The sequence below is a fragment of the Pseudomonas sp. 15C genome, assembly GCF_055484735.1.
In genome coordinates this window covers 1-16,342 of sequence record NZ_JBUDGD010000029.1, presented here as the reverse complement: position 1 = coordinate 16,342, position 16,342 = coordinate 1, and the positions used below count along the sequence as shown (strand labels likewise).

General features: G+C 60.3%; 14 protein-coding genes and 1 pseudogene. 5 read left to right on the top strand and 10 right to left on the bottom strand.

From position 1 onward, the window contains the following. Window positions 1-35: 35 nt before the first annotated feature. Together ACYYKW_RS15950 and ACYYKW_RS15945 are read left to right on the top strand one after the other, a co-directional pair. Entirely contained in the window at window positions 36-1,097 is a 1,062-nt protein-coding gene (locus tag ACYYKW_RS15950) for a calcium/sodium antiporter (protein ID WP_090281761.1), read from the top strand. After that, window positions 1,094-1,474, top strand: coding sequence for a carboxymuconolactone decarboxylase family protein (locus ACYYKW_RS15945; protein WP_090281760.1), 381 nt, complete (start codon window positions 1,094-1,096; stop codon window positions 1,472-1,474). Before ACYYKW_RS15950 ends, ACYYKW_RS15945 begins: the two co-directional genes overlap by 4 nt. Window positions 1,475-1,609: 135 nt before the next feature. On the opposite strand, the gene ACYYKW_RS15940 is transcribed toward ACYYKW_RS15945, so the two are convergent. The 5 genes from ACYYKW_RS15940 to kdgD form a co-directional block, all read right to left on the bottom strand. Then, window positions 1,610-2,551: an AEC family transporter gene (locus ACYYKW_RS15940; RefSeq protein WP_208938745.1), complete on the bottom strand. Its 942-nt coding sequence runs from the start codon at window positions 2,549-2,551 to the stop codon at window positions 1,610-1,612. 267 nt (window positions 2,552-2,818) lie between these two features. Next, entirely contained in the window at window positions 2,819-4,372 is a 1,554-nt protein-coding gene (garD, locus tag ACYYKW_RS15935) for a galactarate dehydratase (protein ID WP_090281758.1), read from the bottom strand. Between the two features lie 11 nt (window positions 4,373-4,383). Then, complete coding sequence (locus ACYYKW_RS15930) at window positions 4,384-5,745, bottom strand: MFS transporter (protein ID WP_090281757.1); 1,362 nt, start codon at window positions 5,743-5,745, stop codon at window positions 4,384-4,386. Window positions 5,746-5,903: 158 nt separating this feature from the next. Beyond that, window positions 5,904-7,349 (bottom strand): aldehyde dehydrogenase family protein, encoded by a 1,446-nt coding sequence (locus tag ACYYKW_RS15925; protein ID WP_090281756.1) that lies wholly within the window; start codon window positions 7,347-7,349, stop codon window positions 5,904-5,906. A 74-nt stretch (window positions 7,350-7,423) separates the two neighbouring features. Further along, the gene (gene kdgD, locus ACYYKW_RS15920; protein ID WP_093104692.1) at window positions 7,424-8,335 is read right to left on the bottom strand and encodes a 5-dehydro-4-deoxyglucarate dehydratase; all 912 of its coding nucleotides are present in this window, start codon (window positions 8,333-8,335) and stop codon (window positions 7,424-7,426) included. Between the two features lie 298 nt (window positions 8,336-8,633). On the opposite strand from kdgD, the gene ACYYKW_RS15915 reads away from it, so the two are divergent. Further along, a complete protein-coding gene (locus ACYYKW_RS15915; RefSeq protein WP_464990531.1) occupies window positions 8,634-9,014 on the top strand; it encodes a hypothetical protein in 381 nt (126 codons plus the stop codon). Between the two features lie 190 nt (window positions 9,015-9,204). After that, a complete protein-coding gene (locus ACYYKW_RS15910; protein WP_464990530.1) occupies window positions 9,205-9,549 on the top strand; it encodes a hypothetical protein in 345 nt (114 codons plus the stop codon). Between the two features lie 17 nt (window positions 9,550-9,566). On the opposite strand, the gene ACYYKW_RS15905 is transcribed toward ACYYKW_RS15910, so the two are convergent. From ACYYKW_RS15905 to ACYYKW_RS15890, 4 genes are all read right to left on the bottom strand, one after another. Continuing rightward, complete coding sequence (locus tag ACYYKW_RS15905) at window positions 9,567-10,313, bottom strand: FadR/GntR family transcriptional regulator (protein ID WP_186547286.1); 747 nt, start codon at window positions 10,311-10,313, stop codon at window positions 9,567-9,569. Window positions 10,314-10,504: 191 nt separating this feature from the next. After that, window positions 10,505-12,232: an ABC transporter ATP-binding protein/permease gene (locus ACYYKW_RS15900; RefSeq protein WP_464990529.1), complete on the bottom strand. Its 1,728-nt coding sequence runs from the start codon at window positions 12,230-12,232 to the stop codon at window positions 10,505-10,507. A gap of 96 nt (window positions 12,233-12,328) precedes the next feature. After that, window positions 12,329-12,889, bottom strand: a complete 561-nt coding sequence (locus tag ACYYKW_RS15895; RefSeq protein WP_003221630.1) for a response regulator transcription factor — start codon at window positions 12,887-12,889, stop codon at window positions 12,329-12,331. Then, window positions 12,886-14,145 (bottom strand): ATP-binding protein, encoded by a 1,260-nt coding sequence (locus ACYYKW_RS15890; RefSeq protein WP_336354876.1) that lies wholly within the window; start codon window positions 14,143-14,145, stop codon window positions 12,886-12,888. Before ACYYKW_RS15890 ends, ACYYKW_RS15895 begins: the two co-directional genes overlap by 4 nt. 258 nt (window positions 14,146-14,403) lie before the next feature. On the opposite strand from ACYYKW_RS15890, the gene ACYYKW_RS15885 reads away from it, so the two are divergent. Next, entirely contained in the window at window positions 14,404-15,120 is a 717-nt protein-coding gene (locus ACYYKW_RS15885) for an SIMPL domain-containing protein (RefSeq protein WP_090281751.1), read from the top strand. Window positions 15,121-15,297: 177 nt separating this feature from the next. On the opposite strand, the pseudogene ACYYKW_RS15880 reads toward ACYYKW_RS15885, so the two are convergent. Further along, window positions 15,298-15,665: pseudogene (locus ACYYKW_RS15880) on the bottom strand (DUF6124 family protein). Window positions 15,666-16,342: the final 677 nt, after the last annotated feature.

Below are 16,342 nucleotides of genomic sequence, written 5' to 3'. Positions count from 1 at the left end.
CCATTTTCGGATTAGCCGACCTACCCCTGATCAGCCTGATCGAACTGCTCGCCGGCCTGTGCCTGCTGATCTTCGGTGCCGAACTGATGGTGCGCGCGGCGGTGCGTCTGGCGGCACGTCTGCATGTACGCCCGCTGATCATCGGCCTGACCATCGTCGCCCTCGGCAGCAGCGCACCGCAAATGGCCGTCAGCCTGCAGGCAGCGCTGGCGCACAACCCGGACATCGCCGTCGGCAGCGTGGTCGGCAGCAGCATCTTCAATATCCTCGTCACGCTCGGACTGTCGGCGCTGATCATTCCGCTGCGCGTTTCGCGGCAACTGGTGCGACTTGATATTCCGCTGATGATCGGCGCCAGCCTGCTGGTGTTTCTGTTGGCCTGGAACAAAGAGATCGGCCGCTTCGACGGCATCTTGTTGCTTGCCGCTTTGGCGCTCTACCTCGGTCTGCTGTTGCGTCAGTCACGTCACTCGACACGGCCGCATTCCGAGCAACCTGACGTCGCCCAGGCGTCGTGGTTCGGCAGTTTGCTGATGATCAGCGTCGGGCTGGCGATGCTGGTGTTTGCCGGGCATCTGTTGCTGGGCGCCGCGGTTGTGGTCGCTACCGATCTGGGTTTCTCCGAACGGGTGATCGGCCTGACTGTGGTCGCGGTCGGTACTTCGTTGCCGGAACTGGCCACCTCATTGATCGCCGCATTGCGCGGGCAACGCGACATCGCCGTCGGCAACGTGATTGGCGCCAACCTGTTCAACCTGCTCGGGGTGCTGGGCCTCACCGCGCTGATCGCACCGACACCACTGTCGGTTTCGCCGAACGCGCTGGATTTCGACCTGCCGGTGATGCTCGGGGTTGCGGCGCTGTGCCTGCCGGTGTTCTATTCCGGCTACCGCGTAACCCGCGCCGAAGGTTTGCTGTTGCTCGGTTTGTACCTGGTCTACGGGCTGCATGTGGTGTCGTTCACCACCGGCATGCCGTTGGCCGGCCGGCTCGAGCGACTGATGCTGTTTTACGTCTTGCCGCCGCTGTTGATGTTTCTGTTGTTCACGTCGATACGCGCCTGGCGCCGCCAACATCACAAGAAGGATATGCCATGACCGAATCGAAGCAGTCCGGAGTTGAAATCCGCCGTCAGGTAATGGGCGACGCGTTCGTTGATCGCGCACTGGGCAACGCCACCGAGTTCACCCAGCCGTTGCAGGATTTCGTCAATGAACATGCCTGGGGCGGGGTGTGGAATCGCGAAGGCCTGCCGCTGAAAACCCGCAGCCTGATCACCCTCGCCGCGCTGACCGCACTCAAGTGTCCGCAAGAGCTGAAGGGCCATGTGCGCGGCGCGCTGAACAATGGCTGCACGGTGGAGGAGATTCGTGAAGCGCTGCTGCATTGTGCGGTGTACGCCGGAGTGCCGGCGGCGATCGACGCGTTTCGCGCGGCGCAGGAAGTGATTGATACCTACCAGAAGCCTGAGTGACGGCGCGGGCCTCATCGCGGGCAAGCCCGCTCCCACAGGTTTTTCGGTTGTTAATCAAATTTCGTCAACAACGAGATCCCTGTGGGAGCGGGCTTGCCCGCGATGAGGCCGGAAAAATCACCGAAAATCTTTCGCTTAGATCCACCCACCCCACTGCAACACAAATATCCCGACATTGGTGGTAATCGCTGCCATCAACGTGGTCAGCACAATAATCGCCGCCGCCAGTTCATGATTGCCTTGCGCCGCCCGCGCCATGACGAAACTCGCTGCTGCCGTCGGGCTGCCAAAGTACAGAAACAGAATCCCCAGCTCCGCCCCGCGAAAGCCCCATAGCCACGCGCCCAGCGTCGCCAGCACGGGCAAGCCGACCATTTTCACCAGACTGGAACTGAGCGCCATCTTGCCGCTCTTGCGCAACGCCGCCAGCGACAGCGTGCCACCGATGCAGATCAGCGCCAGCGGTAATGTGGTCTGCGCCAGATACTGACCCGACGTCTCCAGCCAGCCCGGCAAACCGATCTTGAAATAGGCAAACGGCGCCGCGGCAATCACGCTGATGATCAGCGGGTTGCTGAACACGCTTTTGCAGATGCTCCACGGGTCAGACTTGATCACCGGGCTGTAGACCGCCAGGACGATGGTCGACAGGGTGTTGTAGAACAGAATCACCAGCGCCGCGAGAATCGCCCCGAGGGAAATCCCGTAATCGCCGTACATGCTCGCTGCGAGGGCCAGCCCGATCACGCCGTTGTTGCCGCGAAACGCGCCTTGGGTGTAGATGCCGCGATCTTCCCGCGGACAACGGAAAATCGCCCAGCCCCAGGCCACGGCAAAGCTCACCAGGGTGGCGAGGGAGAAGTAGATCAGCAGAGACGGTTGCAGCGCGGCGTGCAGGTCCGCATGCAGGATGCCGAGAAACAGCAGCGCCGGCATGGTCACGTTGAACACCAGCGAGGAGGCGGTGTGAATGAAGTTGTCGTTGATCCAGTCGATGCGCTTGAGCAGCACACCGAGAAACAGCATGGCAAATACCGGCGCGGTGATGTTCAGGGTTTCGAGGAAGATTGCCAGCATGCCGGGGGTGCCTTGGGTGAGCGTCGATTAGGGGGCAATGATAAGCCAAAAGCTATAAAAGCCCCTCACCCTAACCCTCTCCCGGAGGGAGAGGGGACTGACCGACGTGTCGTGCTGCATAACATCGACCTGCAAAATCGAGTCGATGATGGATTCAACACAGCTCTTGCAGGTCGGTGCACTTCTGAGATATCCCCGGATCGGCCCCCTCTCCCCCCGGGAGAGGGCTGGGGTGAGGGCAGCTGTTATGCCCCCTCCCCCAAACCGTCAGGTAATCGGCGCCGGGTTGAACAACGTAATATCGTTATGCAGCTTGTGCTTCTCCGCCCAGGTCTGTTGCTTGCCGCTCGCCACATCCAGATAGTAGTGAAACAGCTCCCAACCCAACTCCTCGATGGTCGCGCGCCCGGTAGCAATGCGTCCGGCATCGATGTCGATCAGATCCGGCCAGCGCTGCGCCAGTTCGGTTCGCGTCGAGACCTTGACCACTGGCGCCATCGCCAGCCCGTAAGGCGTGCCACGCCCGGTGGTGAACACATGCAGGTTCATCCCCGCCGCCAGTTGCAAGGTGCCGCAGACAAAATCGCTGGCCGGTGTCGCACAGAAAATCAAACCCTTCTGCTTGAAGCGCTCCCCCGGGCCAAGCACGCCGTTGATCGCGCTGCTGCCGGACTTGACGATCGAACCCAGCGACTTCTCGACAATGTTCGACAAGCCGCCCTTCTTGTTGCCCGGCGTGGTGTTGGCACTGCGATCGGCCTCGCCCTTGGCCAGGTAACGGTCGTACCAGTCCATTTCGCGCACCAGCTCTTCAGCCACGGCTTGCGTTTGTGCGCGAGAGGTCAGCAGGTAGATCGCGTCGCGCACTTCGGTGACTTCGGAAAACATCACCGTCGCCCCGGCACGCAGCAGCAGATCCGAGGCAAAACCCAGCGCCGGGTTAGCGGTGATGCCGGAGAAGGCATCGCTGCCGCCGCACTGCATGCCCAGAATCAGCTCGGACGCCGGCACGGTTTCACGGCGGCGCTGGTCGAGCTTCTTTAAACGGACCTCGGCCAGTTCCATGATCTGCTCGATCATTTCAGTGAAGCCGTGGCTGGAGTCCTGCAAGCGATACAACCACGGGTCGCTGAGATCGACCGACGCATCGTCCTCGTGCATCACCTGTCCGGCCTGCAATTTCTCGCAGCCCAGGCTGATCACCAGTGCCTCGCCGCCCAGGTTCGGGTTGCGCGCCAGATTGCGCACGGTGCGGATCGGAATGTAGGCGTCGGTGGCGGTGATCGCCACGCCGCAGCCGTAGCTGTGGGTCAGTGCCACCACGTCATCGACGTGAGGGTACTTGGGCAGCAGCTCTTCCTTGATCCTTTTCACCGCATGATCGAGCACGCCGGTGACGCACTGCACGGTCGTAGTGATGCCGAGAATGTTGCGCGTGCCGACGGTGCCGTCGGCGTTGCGATAACCCTCGAAGGTGAAGCCTTCCAGCGGAGCCTGCGCGTCCGGCACGTCGGTGGACAGCGGCAGGCTGTCCAGCGGAGGTGCGGTCGGCATGCGCAGTTGATCTTCCTTGACCCAACTGCCGCGACGGATCGGCTGCAAGGCATAACCGATGATCTGCCCGTAACGAATCACCGCGCCGCCCTCGGGAATGTCTTCCAGGGTGACCTTGTGGCTCTGCGGAACGAAATCCACCGTCACCAGACCATCGGCAAATTCAGTGCCGGCCGGTACGCCCTGGTCGTTGACCACCACTACAACATTGTCCCGCTCGTGCAGGCGGATGTAGCGCGGCGAGTCGGAATGTTCAATCAACTGCATGACGCCGCTCCTCAGGAATGCGCTTGAGACAAATTGCCGGTGGCTTCATTACCGCCCTTGGCAGGCGGCTCTTTGAGGACCACGCGCTTGATCGGGCCGACGATCACCAGATAACTGAACACCGCGACCAGTGCGTTGGCACCCACAAACACCAGCGCCCATTTGAACGAACCGGTAGAGCTGATGATGTAGCCAATCACGATCGGGGTGGTGATCGAAGCGATGTTGCCAAAGGTGTTGAACAGGCCGCCACTCAAACCGGCGATCTGCTTCGGCGAGGTGTCGGATACCACCGCCCAGCCCAGTGCGCCCACGCCTTTGCCGAAGAATGCCAGGGCCATGAAGCCAACGACCATCCATTCCACTTCGACATAGTTGCACGCCACGATGCTGCTCGACACCAGCAGACCGGCAATGATCGGTGCCTTGCGGGCGAAGGTCAGCGAGTGGCCTTTGCGCAGCAGGTAATCGGAGATTACCCCGCCGAGCACACCACCGATGAAGCCGCAGATCGCCGGCAACGAAGCGATGAAACCAGCCTTGAGAATGGTCATGCCACGCTCTTGCACCAGATACACCGGGAACCAGGTCAGGAAGAAATACGTGATGCCGTTGATGCAGTACTGGCCCAGATACACGCCGAGCATCATGCGGTTGGTCAGCAACTGACGGATGTAATCCCACTTCGGACCGTCGGCCTTCTTGCCCTTCTGGTCCATGTCGACCATGCCGCCGTTGTCGGCGATGTGCTTGAACTCGGCGTCATTGATGCGTGGATGCTCGCGCGGGCTGTAGATCACTTTCAGCCAGACCAGCGAGAACACGATACCGAGGATCCCCATGACGATGAACACGTGCTCCCAGCCGAAGCTGTAGACGATCCAGCCCATCAGCGGCGCGAACAACACGGTGGCGAAGTACTGCGCCGAGTTGAAGATCGCCGAGGCGGTGCCGCGTTCAGCGGTCGGGAACCACGCGGCAACAATGCGCGCATTGCCAGGGAACGATGGCGCTTCGGCCAGGCCCACAAGGAAACGCAGCATGAACAGCGCAACCACCGCAGTGGACATGCCGAATTCACCGACAAAGCCTTGCAGCACGGTGAACAGCGACCAGGTGAAAATGCTCAGCGCATAGACTTTTTTCGAGCCGAAGCGATCGAGCAGCCAGCCACCGGGGATTTGCCCGGCCACGTAGGCCCAACCGAATGCGGAGAAGATGTAGCCGAGGGTAACGGCGTCGATGCCCAGATCCTTTTGCAGGCTGGAGCCGGCAATGGCGATCGTGGCACGGTCGGCGTAGTTGATCGTGGTCACCAGAAACAGCATGAGCAGGATCAAATAGCGGACGTGAGTCGGCTTGGACGATTGCATGTAGATGTACTCCCACTGATTATTTTTATGCGGGGTGAAGCTTCTTTGGTCTTGCTTTGGTGGGAGCCGGCTTGCCAGCGATGCGGGTGACTCGGTAAATCAGTCATTGCGCAGTGACGCTATCGCTGGCAAGCCAGCTCCCACAGGTATTGCGTGTATCAGGAGCCGATGTAACTGGTCTTCACGACCGTGTAGAACTCTTGCGCATAGCGGCCCTGCTCACGCGAGCCGTAGGACGAACCTTTACGGCCACCGAACGGTACGTGGTAATCGACACCGGCGGTCGGCAGGTTGACCATTACCATCCCGGCCTGGGAGTGGCGCTTGAAGTGGTTGGCGTACTTCAATGAAGTGGTGGCGATGCCGGCGGACAGACCGAATTCGGTGTCGTTGGCCATCGCCAATGCCGCTTCGTAGTCCGCCACGCGCACGACGTTGGCGACCGGGCCGAAGATCTCTTCACGGCTGATGCGCATCGACGCTTCACTGTCGGCGAACAAAGTCGGCGCGAGGAAGTAGCCTTCGGTGTCGCAGGTCACCACACCACCGCCGCTGACCAGACGCGCACCTTCGGACTGGCCGATGTCGATGTACTTCATGTCCTGTTCGAGCTGCGCCTGGGACACCACCGGACCAATGTCGGTGCCGGCTTTGAGGGCGTGGCCGACCTTGATCGACTTCATGCGTTCGGCCATGGCCTCGACGAATTTGTCGTGGATGCCGGCGGTCACGATCAGACGGCTCGACGCCGTGCAGCGCTGACCGGTGGAGTAGAACGCACTCTGCACCGACAGCTCGACGGCTTGCTTGAGGTCGGCGTCGTCGAGAATGATCTGCGGGTTCTTGCCGCCCATTTCCAGCTGCACCTTGGCCTGGCGCGAAACGCAGTTGACTGCGATCTGCCGGCCAACGCCTACCGAACCGGTGAAGCTGATGCCGTCGACTTTCGGGCTGTTGACCAACGCCTCGCCAACCACGCGACCGCTGCCCATTACCAGGTTGAACGCACCGGCCGGGAAGCCCGCGCGGGAGATGATTTCCGCCAGGGCCCAGGCGCAGCCCGGCACCAGATCGGCAGGCTTGAGCACCACGCAGTTGCCGTAGGCCAGGGCCGGGGCGATTTTCCAGGCAGGAATGGCGATCGGGAAGTTCCACGGGGTGATCAGGCCGACCACGCCCAGCGCTTCGCGAGTGACTTCAACGTTGACGCCCGGGCGTACCGACGGCACGTAGTCACCGGACAGGCGCAGGCATTCGCCGGCAAAAAACTTGAAGATGTTGCCGGCGCGGGTCACTTCGCCGATGGCTTCCGGCAGGGTCTTGCCTTCTTCGCGAGCCAGCAGCGTGCCAAGTTCTTCGCGACGGGCGAGGATTTCGGTGCCGACCTTGTCCAGCGAATCGTGACGGGCCTGAATGCCCGAAGTGGAATACGCCGGGAATGCCGCGCGGGCGGCGTCGATGGCAGCGTTGACCTGATTCAGGTCAGCCTTGGCGTAGTCGCCGATGTTGTCGCTCAATTCGGACGGGTTGATGTTGGCCGAGTAATCGGCACCGGCGACCCACTCGCCGTTGATGTAGTTGTCGTAGCGTTTTGCAGTTGTCACAGGGCAGCCCTCAACTCTAAAAGCCTTTACGCAAAAAGCCGCTGATTGCTCAGCGGCCTCGCTCTACTCAGGTGTTACTGCGCGCCCTGCTTGTCGATCAGCGCGGCGAGCATGTCGTACTCTTCGCCGGTCAGGTCGGTCAGCGGCGCACGCACCGGACCTGCGTCATAGCCGGCGATTTTCGCACCTGCCTTGACGATGCTCACGGCGTAACCGGCCTTGCGGTTACGGATGTCGAGGTACGGCAGGAAGAAGTCGTCGATGATCTTGCCGACGGTGGCGTGATCTTCACGGGCGATCGCGTGGTAGAAGTCCATCGCGGTTTTCGGGATGAAGTTGAATACCGCCGAGGAGTAGACCGGCACGCCCAGCGCCTTGTAGGCCGCGGCGTAGACTTCAGCGGTCGGCAGGCCGCCCAGGTAGCTGAAGCGATCACCGAGGCGGCGACGGATCGACACCATCAACTCGATATCGCCCAGGCCGTCCTTGTAGCCGATCAGGTTCGGGCAGCGCTCGGCCAGACGTTCCAGCAGCGGCGCGTTGAGGCGGCAAACGTTGCGGTTGTAGACGACCACGCCGATTTTCACCGATTTACACACGGCTTCAACGTGAGCGGCAACGCCGTCCTGGCTCGCTTCGGTCAGGTAGTGCGGCAGCAGCAGCAGGCCTTTGGCGCCCAGACGCTCGGCTTCCTGAGCGTATTCGATGGCCTGACGGGTCGAACCGCCCACGCCGGCGAGGATTGGCACGCTGGTCGCGCAGGTGTCGACGGCAGTCTTGATGATTTCCGAGTATTCGCTGGCGGCCAGGGAGAAGAACTCACCGGTGCCGCCCGCTGCGAACAGGGCCGAAGCGCCATACGGAGCCAGCCATTCCAGGCGTTTGATATAGCCCGCGCGGTTGAAATCGCCTTGCGCGTTGAAATCGGTCACCGGGAACGACAGCAGGCCGGCAGAGAGGATGGACTTCAGTTCTTGTGGATTCATTATTCGAACACCCTGGTAGCAACGTTTTATTGTGAGTGGACCGTTCAGCCTTGGCTGAAGTTGTAGGTCATCGTACAACTTAAAAGATAACCGTCAACTGCATTTCATCGTTGTCGGCACTTTTTTGTCTGACAAGATTGGCTCTGGCCCTGGCAAAAATCGCTGCGAGGCCCGTCTTTACGGCGTCCGTTCACGGAAATATCTGGTCTGGATTCGTTTAAGTCATTGAGGGCGAGCGGCTCGTAAAGTGGGACGACTGCCACGAAGGATCGTGGCGGACCACTCAAAGGAAGCCGTTATGTCGATGCATTTTTCCGCCCCCATCGTCACCGATGTTGCCCCTGCGCAGGACAACCGCATAATTCTTCAGCTTTCTCGATTGCCAGACATCCTCACCGTGCAAGTGCCGGACTCCAGCGATTTCGCGGCGAACTGGACCGTTTACGCGATCCTTGGCATCGATGGCGAAGAACCCGAATGGGAGGGAGACGAAGTCGATACCGGCGCCTGGGACGATGCCGAGGATGAAATGGAAAAGCTGTTCGACATCGAGGTGCAGTTGCCGAAGGAAGCACTGCAACCGTACCTGGGCCGCGAGGTGGAGCTGCGCTACAAATTTCGTGATGAGTCGAGTATGGAGCCGTATTCGCAGGCGTTGAAGCTGCGGGTTGAGATATGAACTCCTCAAATCGTCCATGATTCGACGTGCCTCTGAGCTTACCGACCGTTCGTCGAAACTGATATTTCTTACAGGTGCCAGCCAAGCCTCGCTTGCGCATTAATGAGTGAGGCGCTAAAGAACCGGCACCGCAGACACCGCACGTTGAATCGTGCTCTCAATGGTTCAGAACGAAAGAAGGAACTATGCGATGGCTGATCCAATTGGAATGACCGAACCACAATTGACTGACGCAAAGCAGGAAAACGGCCAATGGGTGCTTTCCCTCGCGGAATTGAAGGAGTTTGCCGAAGGTACATTAACGCCCCATTCGAACATTGTGCCGGGAGACGATATAACAATCGAAGCTCGTTTCAGCGGCGGGAATATCTGGTCTAATAAAGTCTTGTTACAAGTACCGCTGAACGGACCTCAAAGTTTCAAAATTCCCAAGACGGAATTTGGCGAAGCTGGGGAAGAGTTGCGCCTTTTATATAGGGTCAAAACTTTAACCACCACCAAACCGTCCCCAACACGAAAAATAATGCTTGAGTAACAGGATTAACGTTAATTCTACCCCTGCGCCTGCGCCTCTTCATGAGCCTGGCGCAGCCTCTCACGGCTGTTGGTCAAATGCAGACGCATCGCGGCGCGGGCTGCATCTGAATCCTGACGGGCGATCGCATCGTAGATTTCTTCGTGCTCACGGCTCAGACGGCCCATGTAATGTTGCTGATCATCATGGGCCAGGCGCGCCGAGTTCAGCCGCGTCCGCGGAATGATGCTGGTGCCCAGGTGGGTCATGATGTCGGTGAAATAGCGGTTGCCGGTGGACAGGGCAATTTCGAGGTGGAAGGCAAAGTCTGACGACACCGCGTCGCTGGCATGCGAGGCGCTTTCGTTCAACGCATCAAGGGCGGCGCGCATGGTCGCCAGTTGCTCGGGAGTGCGACGTTGCGCGGCGAGGCCGGCGGATTCGACTTCGAGGCTGATGCGCAATTCGAGGATTGCCAGGACGTCACGCAGGGTGACGACAGTCGCCGGGTCGATACGGAAACCACTCGGGCTCGGCGTGTCGAGGACGAAGGTGCCGATGCCATGGCGGGTTTCCACCTGACCTGCAGCCTGCAGACGGGAAATCGCCTCACGCACCACGGTGCGGCTGACGCCATGGGCTTCCATGATCGCCGACTCGGTGGGCAACTTGTCACCACGTTTGAGCAGACCATCGCGGATCTGCTCGCTCAGCACCGTCACCAGTTCCTGAGCCAGACTGCGGCGCTTGCGCGGTAGGCGCGGGGTGTCCATCAGCTTTTCCATGATCTGCATCTTGTCTCGAAAGTTCGGCTTGCGGCCATCATAGCTCAAGCGGGTTGTACGATCACCGCCCAGATCACAATGCCCTTTGTAGGAGTGAGCCTGCTCGCGATGGCGTCAGTTCAGTCGGCATCCTCTTTGACTGTCATACCGCTATCGCGAGCAGGCTCACTCCTACAGGGGAATGCGTGGTGTCAGGCCGTCACGGGTTGCTCTATCAAGTGCCCGCTATCGATCCGCACATGCCGTGGATGGAAACGTTTCAGACTGCTGCGATGGCCGACGCTGACGATACTCAACCCCGGGATCTGATCGATCAGCGCCTGATACAGCGTCGCTTCGTCTTCCTCGTCCATCGCCGAGGTCGCTTCGTCCATGTACAGCCATTGCGGTGCATAAAGCAGCGCGCGGGCGAAGGCCAGGCGCTGCTGTTCGCCCGGCGACAGCATGCGCTGCCAGTGATTGGCTTCGTCCAGCCGTGCAACCAGATGCGGCAGGCGACAGGTTTCCAGTACCTGGGCATAACGCTCTATTGCGTAAGTGTCGCCCGGTTGTGGATAACTCAGCGCTTCGCGCAAGGTACCGATCGGCAGATACGGTTTCTGCGGCAGGAACAGATAACGCGCCGCTGGCAGGCGAATATTGCCATGCCCCGCCGGCCACAAGTGCCCCATCGCCCGCAGCAACGTCGACTTGCCGCTGCCGGAACGCCCGCTGAGCATCACTCGCTCACCCGGTTCCACGGTCATGTCGGCGTTGGTCAACAGATGACGGCCGTCGGCCAGATCCAGCCCGAGGTTATGCACCTGCAATTCGCTGCCCTGGTTCTGCACATCAATGGCTGGAGCCCGCTCTTCATTGTCGCTCATGGCCTGACGGAAGCTCAGCAGACGATCACAGGTCGCACGCCACGCGGCCAGATCCGCGTAGGCAGTGATGAACCAGCTGAAGTTCTCCTGCACGTTGCCGAACGCCGAGTTGATTTGCATCAGCTCGCCCAGTTCGATCTTGCCGGACAGGTAGCGCGGCGCCGCGACGATAAACGGGAAAATAATTGCGATCTGGCCGTAGCCGGAGGTGAAGAACGTCAGACGCTTGGACACGCGCATGATGTCCCAGAAGTTGTGCCAGACCAGGCCGAAGCGGCTGCTCAAACGCCGATTTTCATTCGGCTCGCCGTTGTACAGCGCAATACTTTCGGCGTTTTCCCGCACCCGCACCATGGAGAAACGCAGGTCGGCCTCGAAGCGTTGCTGCTGGTTGTTCAAACCGATCAAGCGGCGACCGATCAGGTGCGTCAGCCAACTGCCGACGGCCGCATAGAGCAGCGCACACCAGAACATGTAGCCGGGAATCTCTATACCAAAGACCTCGATGCTGCCCGAAACGCCCCACAAAATGATCGAGAACGACACCAGGCTGACAATCGTGCGCAGCAGCCCGAGGCCCAGGCTCAGGGTGTTGGCAGTGTAGGTGTTGAGGTCTTCGGAAATTCGCTGATCGGGGTTATCGGTGTAACCGCCCTGCTCCAGCTGGTAATAGTTCTTGTGGTCGAGCCAGCGCTTGAAGTGCTTTTCGGTCAGCCACGCCCGCCAGCGGATAGTCAGCATCTGCGTCAGGTACAGGCGATACACCGCGCCAAGAATCGCCACCGCCGCGATGCCGCAGAAATACAGGATCAACTGCCAGAACGCCGCCTCGTCCTTTTTCTGCAAGGCGTTGTAGAAGTCCTTGTACCAGCTGTTGATCCACACCGAGATGGCCACGCTGAACAATGTCAATGCAATCACTGCAATCAGCAACGTCCAGGCCTTGCCCTTCTCTTCACTGCGCCAATAAGGCGTGGTCATCGCCCAGACTTTGCGAAAAAACTGCCCGCGCACAGCATCGTTGACCGCGGAATATTCAGCGTTCTGATTCATGGATAAGGCTCGATAAAGATAAGAACAGACACGCACCGATCATAGATGATCGGTGCGTTTCATCGCGAGGGCTGGCGATAGTCGTTCAGCGCAGGTTCAGCGACGAACCGGGCGCTTCTGCAGTTTGCGCTGCAGGGTGCGGCGATGCATGCCCAAGGCGCGGGCAGTGGCGGAGATGTTGCCTTCGTGCTCGGTGAGCACACGCTGGATGTGCTCCCACTGCAGGCGGTCGACCGACATCGGGTTTTCCGGCACCAGACTGTCGAGGTCGGCGTGCTCGGACAGCAACGCGGCCAGCACGTCGTCGGCGTCGGCCGGTTTGCACAGGTAGTTGCAGGCACCGCGCTTGATCGCCTCGACCGCAGTGGCAATGCTCGAATAACCGGTGAGGATCACCACGCGCATTTCCGGGTCCAGCTCCAGCAGCTTGGGCAGCAGCACCAGACCGGAGTCACCGTCCATTTTCAGGTCGAGCGCGGCGTAATCCGGCAGATCGGCCTGAGCGATGGTCAGGCCTTCTTCGGCGGAACCGGCGGTGCTGACGCGAAAGCCACGGCGGGCCATGGCGCGCGCCATCACGCGGGTGAAGGTCGCGTCGTCATCGACCAGCAGCAAATGCGGCAGTTCTTCGCCTTCGACTTGGATTTCGTCACTCATGTTAGGTCTCCTCGGGCGCCGTGGGGCAGGCGCAGCTCGGTGAGCGTGCCGCCTTCCTCATGACTATAGAGTTTCACTGAGCCGCCGGCGCGTGTCACGCTGGCCTTGCTCAAAAACAGGCCCAGGCCGAAACCTTTGCCCTTGGTGGTAAAAAACGGTTTGCCGATCTGCTCGGCAATGGCCAGCGGCACACCGGCGCCGTGGTCGCGGATGCTGATGGTCAGCGTCTCGGCGTCCCAATCGAGGGTGACCTGGAGGTTTTCCGGGCAGGCGTCGGCGGCATTGTTCAGCAGATTGAGCAGCGCCTGGGTCAGATCCGGCGGCGGAGCCATGCGCGGCACGCTGCCCTGGCCGAGACGCTGGAAGCGATAACTGGCCTCCGGGCGCATCAGATGCCAGCGGTTCAGCGCTTCGTCGAGCCAGTCGGTGACGTCCTGCATTTCTACCGCCAGACGCCGGTTGGCCTCGGCGGCACGGACCAGTTGCTGCAAGGTTTCCTTGCACAGCTTGACCTGATCCTGCAGCACCTTGAGGTCGTCCTGCAGCATAGGGTCGTGATGGTCCTGCTGCATTTCCTTGAGCAACACGCTCATGGTCGCCAGCGGCGTGCCAAGTTCATGGGCAGCGCCTGCGGCCTGAGTGGCGACGGCGAGCAACTGCTGATCGCGCAAACCTTCCTCACGGCGAATCGCCCGCAACTCTTCCTGACGGCGCAACTCTTCGGCCATGCGCGCAGCGAAAAAGGTAATCACCGCCGCCGCCAATGCAAAGCTCAGCCACATGCCGTAGATCTGCAGATTCTCGCGGGCCACCGGCAAGGTCTCCAGCGGATAGAAACGCGTCAGCATCACCGTGTACAGCGCCAGCGCGATGCCCGACAGGATCACCGAATAGCGCCACGGCAGCGTCACCGCGGCGATGGTCAGCGGCACCAGATAATAGGAAACGAACGGGTTGGTAGAACCGCCGGAGAAATACAGCAGCGCACTGTGGATCACCAGGTCGCAGGCCAGTTGCAGTGCATATTCCAGCTCGGTAACCGGCCACGAAGTGCGCAGACGCACGGCGGTGAATACACAGAGCAAGGTCGAACAGCCGAGGGTCATCGCCAGTTGCACCCACGGCAACGGCAACAATTGCAGCCAATACGCCAGCCCCACAGAACCGGCCTGCGCGGCGAGCACGAGGGTGCGAATGAATGTCAGCCGCCAGAGGTTCTGGCGAGTGGCGGAAGTCAGTTGTACGGGGGCGAGCATGAGCTCTCCTGATGAGCGCTCCAGGCGGATCGCAGGGAGTATAACCAAGGCGCGGGCGTGAGAGGCGAAAGTGCGGCAAACGACCACAGGAAGGCAGCTGCAAGTTGCAAGCTTCAAGCGGCAAGCAAGATCAAAAGCGACGCAGTTCTTGCTCTTGCTTTTACTTGCAGCTTGAAGCTTGCAACTTGCAGCTGCTTTCTGGAGTCTGATGGTTCACGCAGGCTCGAACCAACACCTGCGCCCCCTCAAGGAGCTTTCATGCACACAGTTCGCCGCAGCGCCGCCCTTCTCGCCCTGACCGTCGGCAGCATCGCAAGCCTTCCGGCCCTGGCCGCCGATGAGCTGCACTACAACCAGATTTCCCTGCGCGCCGAAGTCAGCCAGGAAGTGGCCCGCGATCAGATGATCGTGACGCTCTACACCGAAGACCAGAACACCGACCCAGCCAAACTCGCCGCCGCCATCAGCACCACGATGAACAAGGCAACGGCCCAGGCCAAGCAAGTCAAGGACATCACCCTGCGCACGGGCAGCCGCAACAGCTACCCGATCTACGACACCAAAGGCCAGAAAATCACCGGCTGGCGCGAACGCGCCGAACTGCGCCTGGAAAGCACCGACTTCGCCGCCCTGTCGAAACTCACCGGCGAGCTGCTGACCGACCTGAAAATGGGCGGCATGGACTTCGCCATCGCCGACCCGACCCGCAAGGCCAGCGAAGACCAGTTGCTCAAAGAAGCCGTCAGCGCTTTCAAGGCCCGCGCACAACTGGCCACCGACGCCCTGGGCGGCAAAGGCTACAAAATCGTCAACCTGAACCTCAACAGCAACGGTTATCCACAACCGTACCTGCGCGCCCCGATGATGATGAAAGCCGCCGCCATGGATTCAGCACCGGTAACACCAGAAGTCGAAGCCGGCACCAGCCAGGTCAGCATGACCGCCGATGGCTCGATTGAAGTGTTGATGCAGTGAATTAGCTTGGCTGAATGAAGAACCGCCGATCGGTGAATGATCGGCGGTTTTTTTATGCCGGGGATTTGTGGTGAATGTTCCACCGCTTTCGCGAGCAGGCTCGCACACAGTTTGAAATGCATTCCCCTGTAGGAGTGAGCCTGCTCGCGAAGAACGCTGACTCGGTGCTTCGACGAATCAGCTACGTGGATCAACCCGATCCAGCGCCCGATTCACCGCCAGCTCCGCCAGCATGATGATCTGCTGAATCGCCAGCGCCGTATTGCGCTCGGGCCGGCCCAGTTGATCGGCAAAGTTTCCGGCAAGGGTATTCGCCGAAGCCAGGGATTCGCAGGCGTGAGCCTCAGCAGGCTCTCAGTGTCGATGTCGGACTGGATCAAAAACATCGTGCTCGGTGGATGCGGTTTGCTGGGTGGAGGGCAGAGATAGAAATCGAGGGCACGCTTTAAGGCTTCGCGGTTCTTGATTTGATCGTCGGCGCGAACGGCGTCTTCGAGAGGGGTTGTGGGTTCAAGGGGTGGGTCGGGGACAATTTTATCTTTCATACAAATCTGCTCGTAATTCGAGCCGCCCTTAGCCATTTCTCACGTGACGAAGGGTGGCAGCTATGTGCGGAGTGAGAAACCGGTGAGCAGAAAACCGGCCAGACCGAAGTCTGCCCGCACACAGCCGCCATAAGGCATCGCGACAGCTGATAAGCCGGCCGCAATTATGGTCTTACTGGTGCCAGTTTCAAGCTCAGCGGGTTCTCACACCCGATCACTGAACATTCAGCGACACCCAGAGCCTAGAGAGCGAGCGTCCGACGGACAACCTGAAAACCTTGTGGGAAGGTTCTGGTTATCTGACACAGCTTTAAACAGCCAAAAGCCATCCCTCACCCTAGCCCTCTCCCGGAGGGAGAGGGGACTGACCGCGGTGGATGCGAAAGCCACTCCGACCTGAAATACCGAGTCGAACTCAGGTTTTGAACGGCCCCCGAATCGGCTCCCTCTCCTGGGGGAGAGGGCTGGGGTGAGGGGCGAATCCACCGGAAATCCCAAGCCATGCGTCGCTTCTCACCACTCAATAGGCCGAGTGTCAGCTCGCCTGCTTTTGATCTTGCGTCACCGGCGACGTCGGAAGGCTGAGTGGAGGGATCGATCCGGGCGTGGGAGCGCAGCGACCGTCTGGCGCAGCCAGACACAGCGGAAGTAGGTGCAGCGAAGCAAACCGTAGCCGC

Excerpts from the sequence above, each read along its gene's own strand:
- ACYYKW_RS15945 (WP_090281760.1), top strand. The coding sequence starts at position 1,094 with ATGACCGAATCGAAGCAGTCCGGAGTTGAAATCCGCCGTCAGGTAATG.
- ACYYKW_RS15940 (WP_208938745.1), bottom strand. The coding sequence starts at position 2,551 with ATGCTGGCAATCTTCCTCGAAACCCTGAACATCACCGCGCCGGTATTT.
- garD (WP_090281758.1), bottom strand. The coding sequence starts at position 4,372 with ATGCAGTTGATTGAACATTCCGACTCGCCGCGCTACATCCGCCTGCAC.
- ACYYKW_RS15930 (WP_090281757.1), bottom strand. The coding sequence starts at position 5,745 with ATGCAATCGTCCAAGCCGACTCACGTCCGCTATTTGATCCTGCTCATG.
- kdgD (WP_093104692.1), bottom strand. The coding sequence starts at position 8,335 with ATGAATCCACAAGAACTGAAGTCCATCCTCTCTGCCGGCCTGCTGTCG.
- ACYYKW_RS15915 (WP_464990531.1), top strand. The coding sequence starts at position 8,634 with ATGTCGATGCATTTTTCCGCCCCCATCGTCACCGATGTTGCCCCTGCG.
- ACYYKW_RS15910 (WP_464990530.1), top strand. The coding sequence starts at position 9,205 with ATGGCTGATCCAATTGGAATGACCGAACCACAATTGACTGACGCAAAG.
- ACYYKW_RS15905 (WP_186547286.1), bottom strand. The coding sequence starts at position 10,313 with ATGGAAAAGCTGATGGACACCCCGCGCCTACCGCGCAAGCGCCGCAGT.
- ACYYKW_RS15900 (WP_464990529.1), bottom strand. The coding sequence starts at position 12,232 with ATGAATCAGAACGCTGAATATTCCGCGGTCAACGATGCTGTGCGCGGG.
- ACYYKW_RS15895 (WP_003221630.1), bottom strand. The coding sequence starts at position 12,889 with ATGAGTGACGAAATCCAAGTCGAAGGCGAAGAACTGCCGCATTTGCTG.
- ACYYKW_RS15890 (WP_336354876.1), bottom strand. The coding sequence starts at position 14,145 with ATGCTCGCCCCCGTACAACTGACTTCCGCCACTCGCCAGAACCTCTGG.
- ACYYKW_RS15885 (WP_090281751.1), top strand. The coding sequence starts at position 14,404 with ATGCACACAGTTCGCCGCAGCGCCGCCCTTCTCGCCCTGACCGTCGGC.